This is a genomic window from Neorhizobium alkalisoli, from assembly GCF_002968635.1.
GTDB classification, from domain to species: Bacteria; Pseudomonadota; Alphaproteobacteria; order Rhizobiales; family Rhizobiaceae; genus Neorhizobium; species Neorhizobium alkalisoli.
Genome location: NZ_PVBN01000006.1, coordinates 323529 through 336744, shown reverse-complemented (window position 1 = coordinate 336744; position 13216 = coordinate 323529). Strand labels below are relative to the sequence as shown.

Here is a 13216-nt window from a genome sequence, read left to right as displayed (position 1 = left end):
AGGGACGCACGAGAAGGTGACTGATGCGCTATGCCATATATTTCACACCTCCGGCATATGACCCACTGACGCTGGCCGCAGCCCAGTGGCTTGGCCGCAACGCCTTTTCAGGCGAAGCCATGGAGCCGCCGGCGATCCGCGGCATCGGCATCCACGATATTGCCTTCAACACCGCCCTGCCGCGCCGCTCCGGTTTCCACGCCACGCTGAAGTCGCCCTTCCGACTCGCACCCGGCGTGACGGAACAGGCGCTGCTGCGCCATCTGATGCGATTTGCGGGCGCCCACGATCCGTTCGAGCTGCCGAGGCTCGAAGTCGTTCGGCTCGGCAATTTCTTCGGTCTTGCGCCGGTTCTGCCCTGCGAGACCATGCGTTTTCTCGCTGCCGCCGTCGTGCAGGAGTTCGATGCCTTTCGCGCGCCGCTTTCCGAAGCGGAACTGGAGCGCTGCGATCCGGGCGACCTGACCGCTCCGCAATTTGCAAACCTGCACCGTTGGGGCAACGCCTACGTGATGGACGAATTCCGCTTCCACATGACGCTGACGGGGCCGCTTTCCGCTGTCGACATGCCGCGCTTCGAACTGGCGCTGCGCGAACATTTCGAGCCCTTCCTCAGGAAGCCGGTCGAGGTCGCCAACCTCGCCCTCTTCGTCGAGGAGGAGCAGGGGGCACCGCTCGTCGTCCATTCCCTGCATCCCATGGGGCGGGTCGCGTCGCGCAAGATCGCCTGAAACGCCGGCGTCACTTTTGTTCAAGAAGCCGCAGGGCAAATCTGCTATATCCGCGTGATGGAGAATATCTCGCAGGAGCAGGCAGCCGACTATATGCCGTTGGCGGAAACGGAAACCACCCGCTTCTGGCGGGACAGCCGTTTCGGCGGCATGGAATGCCTGACGGCCACCTTCCTGACCCACGAATTCGCCCCGCATGCCCATGACACGTTCAGCATCGGGGCGATCGAAAGCGGCGGCCAGATCGCCACGATCCGCGGCATGAGGGAAGCTTCCGGCCCGGGCGACCTCTATCTCATCAATCCTGGCGAGATCCATGACGGGGCACCCTATGAGGGCGGCTACCGCTACCGCATGATCTATCCCGACCTGCCGCTGCTGCGCGAAATTCTCGAGGACGTCACCGGAAAGCCCTTTCAAGGGATCCCCGCCTTCGGCAGACAGATACTCCGCGACCAGGCGCTCGCCGATGCCTTTCAAGCGGCGCATTGCACCCTGGAGACGGGTTCCGGTGCGCTGGAGACGAGCCAAGCGATGTTTCTGGTGCTCGACGCGATGTTCCGGCGGCACGGCAGCTCGATCATCGTGCCTACCGATACGGCCGAAAAATCCGCTGTCCATCGGGCGCGCGACTATCTGATGGAAAATTTTGCCAGTGATGTCGGGCTGGAGGAACTGGCCGAAGTGGCAAGCTTGAGCCGTGCCCATCTCATCCGCGCCTTTCGCAAGGAATTTCATATCACGCCGCATTCCTTCCTCACCGACATTCGCATCCGCGAGGCGCGCAAGCGCTTGAGGCGGGGCGGCCAGCCGGCGGAAATTGCGCTCGAATGCGGTTTTGCCGACCAGGCCCATTTCACCCGCCACTTCAAGTCCCGAACGGGACTGACGCCGGGGCAATACCGCGCACGCTGAACATATCAGCGATCGGTATCGACCCTCGCAGGCCATGGGCGTCACTTTCCTTCAAGACGCGAGTTCTCCGCCGGCCTATGACCTCTGCTCCCATCGGAGTTTCGACGTGAACGAGAATGCAAGACTTCAGGATTTTCTCGGCGGCATGCGGGCGATCGCGCCGCTGATCGCCGCCGTCGTCCCGATCGGCCTCGTCTTTGGGGCGGTGGCAGCAACCAAGGGGCTGACGCCGGCCGAAGCCGGGTTGATGAGCACGCTGGTCTTTGCCGGCGGTTCGCAATTTGTGGCGATGGATATCTGGACCCACCCTGCGTCCTGGGCGGGCGTCGGCTTCGCCGCGTTGCTGGTCAACATTCGCCATGTGCTGATGAGCGCTTCGCTCGGCACCAGGATGGGAGGCTTCGGTCCGCGCGAGCGTTATCTCGCCATGCTTTTCCTGGCCGACGAGATCTGGGCGATGGCCGAGTTCCGGGCGAAAGTCGCGCGATTGACGCCCGCATGGTTCGCTGGCCTGGTGGCGCCCTTCTATCTTGCCTGGGTCGTCTCCGGTATTGCCGGGGCGGCACTCGGGGCGTTCCTCGGCGATCCGGTGGTACTAGGGCTCGATTTCGCCTTTCCGGCAGTCTTCATCGTGCTGGTCATGGGTTTCTGGAAAGGGCCGGAAACCGGCGCTGTGCTCTTTGCAAGCGGTGCCGCCGCCGTCGCGACCCAGCATTTCGTGCCTGGTGTCTGGTACATCGCGGCCGGAGCCGTCGCGGGCCTCGTCGCCGCCGTCGTTTCCGGCAGCCGCCGCGGCGTGGAGGTGGCGTCATGAGCGTCGATCTTGCAACCCTGCTCGCCATCCTCGCCATGGCGGCGGCTACGGCGCTCACCCGTCTCGGCGGCCTCGTCCTCATTCGCCATGTCTCGCTCGAAGGCAGCCGCCGCAAGGCGATCGAATCGATTCCGCCGGCGGTGCTGATGGCGGTCGTCGCACCGACCGCATTGGCCACGGGGCTTGCCGAAACAATCGCCTGCGCAGTGACTGCTTTTGCAGCACTTCGCCTGCCGATGCTCGTTTCGGTGGCACTCGGCGTCGTCTCGGTCGCCTCTCTCAGGGCGTTTGGTATCTGAGCCCGCTTTCGGCCTCGACATTCCGCAAAACGGTGGGCTACCGTCGCGGGTAAACTTCGAGGGTGATTTGATGCAGGCACAAGACTATCCGCGCGATCTCATCGGCTACGGCCGCTCCACTCCCGACCCGAAATGGCCGGGCGGCGCGCATGTCGCCGTCCAGTTCGTGATCAACTACGAAGAGGGTGGCGAGAGCTCGATCCTCGATGGCGACGCTGCCTCGGAATCGCTGCTCTCGGAGATCGTGGGGGCGGCGTCCTGGCCCGGCCAGCGCAATCTCAACATGGAATCGATCTACGAATACGGCTCGCGCGCCGGCTTCTGGCGGCTCTGGCGCATGTTCACCGAGCTCAAGGTTCAGGCGACGGTCTATGGCGTGACGCTCGCCATGGCCCGCAATCCGGAAGCGGTCGCCGCGATGAAGGAGGCGGGCTGGGAGATCGCCAGCCACGGATACCGCTGGCTGGAATACAAGGATTTTCCGGAAGCCAAGGAGCGTGAGCATATCCTGGAAGCCGTGCGCCTTCACACCGAACTCGTCGGCGAGCGGCCCTACGGCATGTATCAGGGCAAGCCGTCGGGGAACACGCTTCGCCTCGTCATGGAGGAGGGCGGCTTCCTTTATTCGTCCGATTCCTACGCCGATGATCTGCCTTATTGGGTGCCGGGTCTCGGCGGAAAGCCGTTCCTGATCATTCCCTATACGCTCGAGACGAATGACATGCGGTTTGCGACGCCGCAGGGGTTCAATGCCGGGGATCAGTTCTTCAACTATCTGAAGGACGCCTTCGATGTGCTTTACCAGGAGGGCAGGGAAGGCGCGCCGAAGATGATGTCGGTCGGTCTTCACTGCCGTCTCGTCGGCCGACCGGGCCGTGCGGCGGCGCTGCGCCGCTTCATCGAATATGTGCTTTCTCACGACAAGGTCTGGCTGCCGCGCCGCATCGAGATCGCCAACCATTGGCACCAGCATCACAAGCCGGCGGGCACGCCATGACCGCGCGGGGAGATTTCATCGAGAAATTCGGCGGCGTTTTCGAGCACTCGCCGTTCATCGCCGAGCGTGCCTATGATAGCGGCCTCGTCTTCGTGCCGCTGACGGCGAAAGGGGTCCATGCCGGGCTGGTCTCGGTCTTCCGCAAGGCGAGCCATGAGGAGCGGCTAGGTGTGCTGCGCGCCCATCCCGATCTCGCCGGCAGGCTCGCGATCGCCGGAGAATTGACCGAAGACAGCAAAAAGGAGCAGGCGGGTGCCGGGCTCGACCGGCTGAGTGCTGAAGAACATGCGCGCTTCACCGAACTCAACACGGCCTATACGATAAAGTTCGGCTTTCCGTTCATCATCGCGGTCAAGGGACTCGACAAGCAAGACATTCTCGCCGCCTTCGAAAAGCGCATTCACAACAGTGCGCAGGAAGAATTCGAAACCGCCGCCGCGCAGGTTGAGCGGATCGCACTGCTGCGGCTGCTTTCGATGCTGCCGGAGGGGTGATGGATGCGGTGCTTTCCTCTCAACCTTGCGTCGCTTATATTGACGATATCAGGAGTGATGCCGTCATGAGACCGTCGGAAGTCTTGGAGAAGAACAGGGAAGCGATCCGCGAAGCGACGAAGCGCTTCAATGCGGCCAATCCGCGTGTCTTCGGCTCCGTGGCCCGCGGCGAGGACGGGCCGGAGAGCGATCTCGACATCCTAGTCGACGCGCTTCCGGGGACGACGCTGTTCGATCTGGGCGGACTTCAGGATGCGCTCGAAGTTCTTCTGGAAATCAAGGTAGATCTCGTTACGTCAGGCGGCCTTAAATCCTCGATGCGGGACCGGATATTGGCGGAAGCGGCCGTCATATGAGTGCAGATCGTCTGAGGGAATATCTCGACCAAATGCGATCGGCCGCGTTTCGAGCCTGCGAATTCATAGGCGACATGGAGCAGGAAACCTTTCTTTCGGACATCCGAACGCAGATGGCGGTTGCGATGGCGCTCGTTCTGATTGGCGAAAGCGCGGCAAGGATCATGACGCATCATCCGGATTTTCCTGTCGAGCATCCGGAAATTCCTTGGTCGAAAATGCGGGGAATGCGTAATTTCGTCGTCCATGATTATTACGAACTGGAGCTTCCGGTTGTGTGGGACACCGTGCGAACTTCTCTCCCGGCCCTGATTTCCAACCTGAATACCCTCAGCAACTGGCGTGCCCAAGGCGAATGACTTGACCAAAACTCTCCCGATACGACTGCTGACCAAAGCGGCCTTCGCGCCTTTCGGCGACGTGATCGAGGCTGATCCTTCCACCATGAAGCTCATCAACGGCGGTACGACGGAGCGCTTCCATGCGCTGGCAGCACCCGAGGCAGCGGGCGAGGGCGCGCGGATCATCCTCAGCATATTCCGCGGTCAGCCGCGGCGGTTTCCCTATGCCATCACGATGATGGAGCGGCACCCGTTCGGCAGCCAGAGCTTTTCGCCGCTTTCGGGGCAGCCCTTTCTCGTTGCGGTTTCGCAGGATCGGGACGGTAAGCCCGACGTTCCCCAGATATTTTTGGCGCGCGGCTATCAGGGCGTGAACTACCGCCGGAACGTCTGGCATCATCCGCTGATGGCCATCGGCAGCGCCAGCGATTTTCTGGTTGCCGACCGCGAAGGTCCCGGCAACAACCTGGAAGAATTCTTCTTCGAAACTCCCTATTTGATCGCGGAACCCAGCCTATGACAGGCCTCACCACCCATGTGCTCGATACCGCCAGCGGCCGGCCTGCCGAAGGGCTGAAGATCGATCTCTACCGGTTGAGCGGCGAGGCCCGCGAGAAGATCAGATCCGTCGCCACCAATTCCGACGGACGCGTCGACGGCGGGCCGATCCTGATCGGCGAAAGCTTCCTCGTCGGCGAATACGAACTCGTCTTCCATGCCGGCGACTATCTCCGCGCGCAGGGTGCGAAGCTCACCGAACCAGCCTTTCTCGACGTCATCCCGATCCGCTTCGGCATCTCCGACACCGCGGCGCATTATCACGTGCCGCTGCTTCTCTCCCCCTACGGTTACTCCACCTATAGGGGAAGCTGATGCGTTTCGCCGCGATCGCCGACATTCATGGAAACTGCGCGGCATTGCGGGCGGTGCTGGACGACATCGCCTCGCTCGGCATCCGCGAGATCGTCAATCTCGGCGATTGCTTCAGCGGGCCCTTGGAAGCAGACCGGACCGGCGATCTTCTGCTGCTTCTGGATATGCACGCGGTGCGGACGGTCCGGGGCAATCACGACCGCTATCTCATCGAAACGCCGGCCGGTGCGCTCGCGCCCTCCGATGCGCATGCCCATGCGCAGCTCTCGCAGCGGCATTTCGATTGGCTGCGCAAGCTGCCGCTCAACATGGTTTATCGGGATGAGGTCTTCCTCTGCCATGCCACGCCGCGAGACGACAACGTCTATTGGCTGGAGGAGGTATCGAGCGACGGGCATGTCTTTCTGAAGCCGCTCTCCGATATCGACGCGCTTGCGGAGGGTATCGACCAGCCCTTGATTCTCTGCGGGCACAGCCATGTTCCGCGCGCCGTGCAGCTTTCTGACGGCCGCCTCGTCGTCAATCCCGGCAGCGTCGGCTGCCCCGCCTATGACGACGACAAGCCTTTCGTTCACAAGGTGGAGACGGGCCACTGTATGGCATCCTACGCGGTCATGGAAAAGGCGGCGTCCGGCTGGGTGCCGCAGTTTCGCAACGTGCCATACGACCACATGGCGATGTCACGGCTCGCGGCCAAGAACGGCCGGCTCGATTGGGCTACGGCGCTTGCGACGGGGCGGGTGGGATAAGGGATATTGATCTCCGTGAGGACTTGTACTATTTATTGTACATGTCTTAGTTGGAGGCCCGGATGCGCACGATCATGTTTTCCCAAGCCCGTCAGGAACTCGCGAGCCTTCTCGATGAAGTTTCGAACGATCGCGTCGCGGTGGAGATCGTGCGCCGGGACAAGCCCTCTGCCATTCTGATCGACAAGGATGAATATGAGGGCATGCTGGAGACGCTTCATCTTCTTTCCACGCCGGCGAATGCGACGCGTTTGATGGAAGCGATCGCCAACGCCGAGGAAGGGAAGAACTTGATCGTTCATGACCTTATCGAGCCGGAAGACTATGCCCTGACCAAGAAGACCGGTTGATGCCACCCGCTAAGACGTTTCTGCTTGTCTGGGAGCCGGAAGCTTGGCGCGAGTATATCTACTGGCAAGAGACCGACCCGAAGATCGTCATTCGGATCAATGAACTGATCAAGGATGCGTTGCGCCATCCCTTTGAAGGTATCGGAAAGCCTGAACCGCTGCGCAACCAACTCAAGGGCCAGTGGTCTCGGCGGATTACGCAGGAACACCGGCTGGTGTATAGGGTGGAAGACGTTGGTGAGCCAAGGCTCGTCGTTCTCCAATGCCGTTTTCACTACTGACGACGACCTCGCAGAAACCATTCGGCAATCCTTCCTCCCGATACTTCTCCTCGATTCGAAAAGTGGAGATGGTCATGGCTCAGTCGCGGGGAAAATCCGGTTCTCGCCGTAAAGGCGGCAAGCGTTCGGCTGCGGGTTCCGGCTCGTCGACCTGGCTCTGGGTCGGGGCCTTGGCTGCCGTCGCCGGCGGAATCGCCCTTTATGAGAACTCGGCTGCAGCGCGCCGTTTCGTCGCCAGCCTGACGTCGGACAAACCAACTCACGTCGCGGCCAAGCCTGCCTCTGCTCCCGACAAACCGGTTCCGCCGAAACCTGTTGTCGCAACGGCTCACCGCCCGGTGATATCAAAGCCTGCGACGCCGCCGGACCAGAACCACACGGCGGCGATCATCCCGCCGGCACCGATCGGCAAGCCGTTTACCGACGAGACGCCGAAGGCCGGCGAGCCCCCGAAAGCGGACGAGGGACTTGCTGGCGCCTATCAGGCAAAATTCTATCTCTGCGGCACGGCGAAGCAGGATGACTGCGTGGTTTCCGCCGACCGGTTCGTTTTTCACGGTCAAAAGATCCGCCTCGTGGGCGTTGAAGTGCCCGACATCAAGAAGCCGCGCTGCGAGGAAGAACGTGTCAAGGCGAGCGACGCGGAACTCAGGGTGCGTGCCTTCCTCGATTCCGGGCCTTTCGAGCTGGTCACCTGGCAGGGGAACGATTCCGAGGTCGACGGCCACAAGCTGAGGCAGGTGACCCGCAACGGCATGTCGCTTTCCGATATACTCGTGCGCGAAGGCCTCGCCCGCAAGCCGGGCGCCAAGGGCCGCTGGTGCTGACGCTGCCGCCCAAGGTCGCCTTCTCAATCGCAATTCCTGCTCAGAACGGCATATTGGCGAGAATGTTGCGGTCGATCGTCTGGATGTCCCGCTTGCCGCAAAGCGCCATGGTGATGTCCATCTCCTTGCGGATGATTTCGAGCGCCGTGGTGACGCCGGGCTTGCCCATGGCGCCGAGGCCGTAGAGGAAGGGCCGGCCGATATAGGTGCCGCGGGCGCCGAGCGCTACGGCCTTCAAGACGTCCTGGCCGGAGCGGATGCCGCCGTCGAAATGCACCTCGATCCGGTCGCCGACCGCATCGACGATCCTCGGCAGCATGCTGATCGATGAGGGGGCGCCGTCGAGCTGCCGTCCGCCATGGTTCGAGACGATGATCGCATCCGCGCCGGTGTCGGCAGCGGCACGCGCATCCTCTTCGTCAAGGATGCCCTTGATGATCAGCTTGCCGCCCCAGAGGTTCTTGATCCAGCGGACGTCGTCCCAGGACAGTCGCGGATCGAACTGTTCGGCCGTCCAGGCGCTGAGCGAGGACAGGTCGGAAACATTGCTCGCATGGCCGACGATATTGCCGAAGCCGCGCCGCTTGGTGCCGAGCATTTCCAGGCACCAGCGCGGCCGGGTGGCGAGCTGCAGGGCGCTGTTCAGCGTCCATTTCGGGGGAGCGGAGAGGCCGTTGCGAAGATCCTTGTGCCGCTGCCCGAGGATCTGCAGGTCGGCCGTGACGACGAGCGCCGAGCATTTCGCCGCCTTGGCGCGACCGATCAGCCGCTCGATGAAGCCGCGGTCGCGCATCACGTAGAGCTGGAACCAGAAGGGGTTCGAGGTGACAGAAGCGACGTCCTCGATCGAGCAGATGCTCATGGTCGACAGCGTGAAGGGAACGCCGAATTCTTCGGCGGCCTTCGCGGCCAGCATTTCGCCGTCGGCATGCTGCATGCCGGTAAGCCCGGTCGGTGCGAGCGCCACGGGCATGGCGGCCTTCTGGCCGATCATGGTCGTTGCCAGAGACCGGTCGGTCATGTCGACCAGCACGCGCTGACGCAGCTTGATCTTCGCAAAATCGTCTTCGTTTGCCCGGTAGGTGCCTTCGGTCCAGGCGCCGCTGTCGGCATAGTCGAAGAACATTTTCGGGACACGGCGGCGGGCGAGGGTCTTCAGGTCTGCAATGGTCAGCGGCTTGGACATCGGTCGGTTTGCTTTCGAGGCGGGAAACAGGGCGGGCAAGGAGTTAGCACAAAATTTCAGCCATGGTCATCGGAAATCATGACGCAGATATCCAGTCTTAACCGCCGGAAAGAAAAGGGTGCCGCATCCCGAAAACAAAAAAGCCACGGCGGTTAAGGCGCGTGGCTTTGTTTGTTGCTGATCAGGCCGGGAAGATCAGCGGAAAAGCGTGAGAATGCTCTTGGCCTGCTCGTTGGCGATGTTCAGGCCGATCGTCTGGAGCTGCTGCTGCACCTTCGCTGCGGCAAGCTTGACGGCGCTCTCCTCCATGTCGGCATCCACGAGGCGCCCGACGCCGCGTTCGATGGAATCCTGCAGTTTCGAAAGAAAATCCATGTTGCCGCCGATGCGACCCGAGGTGGCGCCGAGGCGTGCGCCGGCGGAGGTGAGGCCGGACAACATGCTGTCCACGGCGGAGATCATGCCGTCCAGTTCGTCCTCGGTCGTCGCGTTTGAAATCCCGACTTCCTTGGCCGTAGCCGAAGCCGGCGTGCCGCCCGAGGATAGCAGGTAATATTCATAGGCATTGCCCGCCGGCGTGGTACCGGAATAAGTCCTCGTCAAAAGGCCGTCTTCGGGATTGCCGCTGCTGGTCAGCGTCGTCTCGCTCGTATCGACCTCAATGGTGTTGATGGAGGTCGTGCCGTCCGGACCGGTGGACAGCGAGGCCACCAGGGATTTGACACCCGGCGCGCCGGAAGCCTGCAACCAGTTTTCGCCGTTGAAGGAGGCAGACTCAGATACCGTGCCCAGCTGCTCCTTCAGCTGCGCTATTTCCGCATTGACGGCATCTCTGTCGACGCCCGGCGAGCGCGCCAGGATGAGCTTTGCCTTGATCTCGGAGACGATGCCGGTGGCCGCTTCCATGCCGAGCGAGGCGATATCCGTGGTCGCGGCGGCAAGGCCCGCGGCGTCCTGCGCGGAGGAGAGCGACAGGCCGGTGGAGCGCATCGACGTCGCGATCGACCAGTAGGCGGCGTTGTCGGACGCCTGGTTGACTTCGCGACCGGATGCGACCCGGACCGTCTGGCGTTCCAGCGCCCGGGTCGAACCGGTCAGCAGGGCAAGCGCCGATGCCGACGACTGGTTATAGGAAATGGTGGCCATGAAACTTCTCGCGCAGGAGGGACGACACGTTTATCGGCGCGGTGAAGATCGGCATCATGCCGTTGCGGTGCGTCCCTTGCATGAACGCGGATTCATCACCTGCGGTCATCCTTGCGCAAAAGAGATTTCAATCGGCTTTGAGGATTTGTTAAGATTTTAAGAAATGAGTGTTTTTCAGGCCTGGAGCGCTCAGATGCTTTCCTTCATGGCGTTGCCCGCCACATAGGTCTCGACGACTGCTCGGTCGTCGCCCATGGTCTGCAGCAGGAAGAGTTCTTCCGGCAGCGTCTTGATGGTCTCCATCCTAAGCTTCATCGCCGGCGTCGGCGCAGCGTCCAGCACCACCAGGTCGGCATCGGTGCCGGGCTCCAACGTGCCGATCTGGTCCACCAGCGACAGGGCTTCGGCATTGCCGCGCGTCATCAGGTAGAAGCTTTCGAGCGGATTGAGACGCTCGCCCAGAAGCTGCTGGATCTTGTAGGCTTCGTCCATGGTCCTGAGCATGGAATAGCTCGATCCACCGCCGATATCGGTCGCGACCGCCACGCGGACCGGCTTTTCCCGCCGCATCAGCGTCTTCATCGGAAAGAGGCCGGAGCCGAGAAAGAGGTTGGAGGTCGGGCAGTGAACGGCGACGCTGCCCGCCTCCGAAAGCACATCCGCCTCGCGGTCGGAGAGGTGGATCGCATGGCCGAGCAGGGTCTTCTTTCCCAAAAGGCCGTAGCGGGCATAGATATCCGTATAGTCCGTCGCCTCCGGATAGAGTTCGCAGGTGTAGCGGATTTCCTCGTGGTTTTCGGAAAGATGGGTCTGGATGTGGAGGTCCGGAAACTCTTCGGCCAGCGCCTGGGCGGCCTTCATCTGGCCGGGCGTCGAGGTGATCGCGAAGCGCGGGGTTATGGCAACGTGGTTTCGGCCCTTGCCGTGCCAATCGGCGATCACGGCCCGCGTCTCGTCGTAACCCATTTCCGGTGTGTCGAGCAGGCCCTGCGGCGCGTTGCGGTCCATCATCACCTTGCCGCCCACCATGCACATGTCGCGCTTCAGGGCTTCGGCGAAATAGGCGTCGGCCGAACTCTTGTGGACGGAGCAATAGGCGGCCGCCGTCGTCGTGCCGTGGCGCAGAAGCTCGTCATAGAAATGCGTGGCGATGCGGGCTGCATGCTCGCTTTCCACGAACCGGCATTCCTCCGGAAAGGTGTAAGTGTTCAGCCACTCGAGCAGATTGGCCGCATAGGAGGCGATCACCTGCATCTGCGGGAAATGCATATGGGTGTCGATGAACCCCGGCAGGATGAGATGCGGCCGGTGGTCGATTTCCTCCACACCATCCGCGGCCTTTGCCTTCACCACCGCATAGTCGCCGACAGCGGCGATCTTGCCATCGGTGACCAGCAGCGCGCCGTCGCTTTCATACGAATAGCTCTCGGTGTCTGTAAGGCTTTGCGGCGCGCGCTTGAAAGAGAGCAATCGTCCGCGGATCAGTTTTTCGGTCATTCGGATATCGTGCTTTCGTACCACGCCGTCAGAAGCTTGCGCTCGCCGGGCGAAATGGCGGTGACGTTGCCGGGCGGCATGGCATGGCTCCGGCCCGCCTGGATATAGATTTCGCGGGCATGCGCGGCAATCTCCCGGTCGGTCTCCAGTTTCACTGATTTCGGCGTGAAGGAAATGCCTTCCCAGACCGGCTCAGCGGCGTGGCACATCGAACAGCGCGCGAGGATCACGTCCTTCGCCGCGCCGAAATGCGCATTGGAGGCGAATTTCTGCTCCGTCGTGGTCATGGAGGTTTCCGTCTCGCCGGTCAGTACTTTGGGCACCGTCGAAAGCCAGATGATGACGATGAAGAGCAGGACGGTCACCAGCCAGGTCCAGGTCGGTCTGCCCTTTCGCGCATGGGTCGTATTGAACCAGTGCCGGATCGTCACGCCCATCAGGAAGACGAGTGCTGCGATCACCCAGTTGAAGGCGGTCGCAAAGGCCAGCGGATAGTGGTTCGAGAGCATGAAGAAGATGACGGGCAGCGTCAGGTAGTTGTTGTGGAGCGAGCGCTGCTTGGCGATGACGCCGTATTTCGGGTCCGGCGTGCGGCCGGCAATCAGATCCGCCACGACGATCTTCTGGTTGGGAATGATGATGAAGAAGACATTGGCGGACATGATCGTGGCGGTGAAGGCGCCGAGATGCAGGAAGGCGGCGCGGCCGGTGAAGACCTGCGTGTAACCCCAGGCCATGGCCACCAGCACGATAAAGAGGAGCGCCATCAGGCCCCAGGTATTGTTGCCGATCGGCGACTTGCAGAGCTGATCGTAAATGATCCAGCCGATTGCCAGCGAGGCGAGCGAGATGAGGATGGCTTGCCAGGGGGCGAGTTCCATCACCGTCCGGTCGATCAGGAAGAGGTCGGCGCCGCCGTAATAGACGATGCAGAGCATCAGGAAACCGGAGAGCCAGGTGAAATAGCTCTCGTATTTGAACCAGGTCAGATGCTCGGGCATCTCGGCCGGCGCCACCAGATATTTCTGGACGTGGTAGAAGCCGCCGCCATGCACCTGCCATTCCTCGCCATAGACGCCGGCCGGCAGATGCGGCCGTTTCACCAGACCGAGATCCAGTGCGATGAAATAGAAGGACGAGCCGATCCAGGCGATCGCGGTAATGACGTGAAACCAGCGGGCGGCAAAGCTCAGCCACTCCCAGGCAACGGCGTATTCATACATTCAGGGTCCCCTTCGATTCCCTTTTTTGCCCCCCGGCTCGCCACTCTGCGAAAAAAACCGGAAGGAGGGAAGCGCTTATCTCCGGGAACCTTTTTGTCTTCCCACGGAACTCACATTGATGACTCGGAGTTCTCACT

19 protein-coding genes are annotated in these 13216 nt (G+C 61.8%); 15 read left to right on the top strand and 4 right to left on the bottom strand.

Going from position 1 to position 13216, the window contains the following annotated elements:
- Nucleotides 1-23 precede the first annotated feature (23 nt).
- The 14 genes from C5L13_RS15965 to C5L13_RS15900 all read left to right on the top strand — a co-directional run bounded on the left by C5L13_RS15965 (nucleotide 24) and on the right by C5L13_RS15900 (nucleotide 8027).
- Nucleotides 24-731 (top strand): DUF1045 domain-containing protein, encoded by a 708-nt coding sequence (locus C5L13_RS15965; RefSeq protein WP_105384261.1) that lies wholly within the window; start codon nucleotides 24-26, stop codon nucleotides 729-731.
- 57 nt (nucleotides 732-788) lie between these two features.
- Entirely contained in the window at nucleotides 789-1646 is an 858-nt protein-coding gene (locus tag C5L13_RS15960; RefSeq protein ID WP_105384260.1) for an AraC family transcriptional regulator, read from the top strand.
- 145 nt (nucleotides 1647-1791) lie between these two features.
- Nucleotides 1792-2460 (top strand): AzlC family ABC transporter permease, encoded by a 669-nt coding sequence (locus C5L13_RS15955; RefSeq protein ID WP_245571298.1) that lies wholly within the window; start codon nucleotides 1792-1794, stop codon nucleotides 2458-2460.
- The gene (locus C5L13_RS15950; protein ID WP_105384258.1) at nucleotides 2457-2759 is read left to right on the top strand and encodes an AzlD family protein; all 303 of its coding nucleotides are present in this window, start codon (nucleotides 2457-2459) and stop codon (nucleotides 2757-2759) included. Before C5L13_RS15955 ends, C5L13_RS15950 begins: the two co-directional genes overlap by 4 nt.
- Before the next feature lie 70 nt (nucleotides 2760-2829).
- On the top strand, nucleotides 2830-3756 hold the full coding sequence (puuE, locus tag C5L13_RS15945) for an allantoinase PuuE (protein WP_105384257.1): 927 nt from the start codon (nucleotides 2830-2832) through the stop codon (nucleotides 3754-3756).
- The gene (gene uraD, locus C5L13_RS15940) at nucleotides 3753-4250 is read left to right on the top strand and encodes a 2-oxo-4-hydroxy-4-carboxy-5-ureidoimidazoline decarboxylase (protein ID WP_105384256.1); all 498 of its coding nucleotides are present in this window, start codon (nucleotides 3753-3755) and stop codon (nucleotides 4248-4250) included. Before puuE ends, uraD begins: the two co-directional genes overlap by 4 nt.
- A 65-nt stretch (nucleotides 4251-4315) precedes the next feature.
- The gene (locus tag C5L13_RS15935) at nucleotides 4316-4606 is read left to right on the top strand and encodes a nucleotidyltransferase family protein (protein WP_105384336.1); all 291 of its coding nucleotides are present in this window, start codon (nucleotides 4316-4318) and stop codon (nucleotides 4604-4606) included.
- Complete coding sequence (locus C5L13_RS15930; RefSeq protein WP_105384255.1) at nucleotides 4603-4965, top strand: HepT-like ribonuclease domain-containing protein; 363 nt, start codon at nucleotides 4603-4605, stop codon at nucleotides 4963-4965. The genes C5L13_RS15935 and C5L13_RS15930 overlap by 4 nt, the downstream gene beginning before the upstream one ends.
- A gap of 1 nt (nucleotide 4966) precedes the next feature.
- Nucleotides 4967-5467 (top strand): ureidoglycolate lyase, encoded by a 501-nt coding sequence (locus C5L13_RS15925; RefSeq protein WP_105384254.1) that lies wholly within the window; start codon nucleotides 4967-4969, stop codon nucleotides 5465-5467.
- Nucleotides 5464-5820 (top strand): hydroxyisourate hydrolase, encoded by a 357-nt coding sequence (gene uraH, locus C5L13_RS15920; protein WP_105384253.1) that lies wholly within the window; start codon nucleotides 5464-5466, stop codon nucleotides 5818-5820. The genes C5L13_RS15925 and uraH overlap by 4 nt, the downstream gene beginning before the upstream one ends.
- Complete coding sequence (locus C5L13_RS15915; RefSeq protein WP_105384252.1) at nucleotides 5820-6569, top strand: metallophosphoesterase family protein; 750 nt, start codon at nucleotides 5820-5822, stop codon at nucleotides 6567-6569. The genes uraH and C5L13_RS15915 overlap by 1 nt, the downstream gene beginning before the upstream one ends.
- 62 nt (nucleotides 6570-6631) lie before the next feature.
- The gene (locus C5L13_RS15910; protein ID WP_105384251.1) at nucleotides 6632-6919 is read left to right on the top strand and encodes a type II toxin-antitoxin system Phd/YefM family antitoxin; all 288 of its coding nucleotides are present in this window, start codon (nucleotides 6632-6634) and stop codon (nucleotides 6917-6919) included.
- On the top strand, nucleotides 6919-7200 hold the full coding sequence (locus C5L13_RS15905; protein WP_105384250.1) for a Txe/YoeB family addiction module toxin: 282 nt from the start codon (nucleotides 6919-6921) through the stop codon (nucleotides 7198-7200). Before C5L13_RS15910 ends, C5L13_RS15905 begins: the two co-directional genes overlap by 1 nt.
- Nucleotides 7201-7274: 74 nt before the next feature.
- Entirely contained in the window at nucleotides 7275-8027 is a 753-nt protein-coding gene (locus C5L13_RS15900) for a hypothetical protein (RefSeq protein ID WP_158693460.1), read from the top strand.
- Between the two features lie 40 nt (nucleotides 8028-8067).
- On the opposite strand, the gene C5L13_RS15895 is transcribed toward C5L13_RS15900, so the two are convergent.
- Nucleotides 8068-9213 (bottom strand): alpha-hydroxy acid oxidase, encoded by a 1146-nt coding sequence (locus C5L13_RS15895; protein WP_105384248.1) that lies wholly within the window; start codon nucleotides 9211-9213, stop codon nucleotides 8068-8070.
- Nucleotides 9214-9408: 195 nt separating this feature from the next.
- Nucleotides 9409-10359 (bottom strand): flagellin N-terminal helical domain-containing protein, encoded by a 951-nt coding sequence (locus tag C5L13_RS15890; protein ID WP_105384247.1) that lies wholly within the window; start codon nucleotides 10357-10359, stop codon nucleotides 9409-9411.
- On the opposite strand from C5L13_RS15890, the gene C5L13_RS28760 reads away from it, so the two are divergent.
- Complete coding sequence (locus C5L13_RS28760; RefSeq protein ID WP_158693459.1) at nucleotides 10358-10519, top strand: hypothetical protein; 162 nt, start codon at nucleotides 10358-10360, stop codon at nucleotides 10517-10519. The two genes, C5L13_RS15890 and C5L13_RS28760, sit on opposite strands and share 2 nt — an antisense overlap.
- A 29-nt stretch (nucleotides 10520-10548) precedes the next feature.
- Here C5L13_RS28760 and guaD read toward each other — a convergent pair whose 3' ends face one another.
- A complete protein-coding gene (gene guaD, locus C5L13_RS15885; protein WP_105384246.1) occupies nucleotides 10549-11856 on the bottom strand; it encodes a guanine deaminase in 1308 nt (435 codons plus the stop codon).
- Entirely contained in the window at nucleotides 11853-13079 is a 1227-nt protein-coding gene (gene puuD / locus C5L13_RS15880) for a urate hydroxylase PuuD (RefSeq protein WP_105384245.1), read from the bottom strand. Before puuD ends, guaD begins: the two co-directional genes overlap by 4 nt.
- Between the last annotated feature and the right edge of the window lie 137 nt (nucleotides 13080-13216).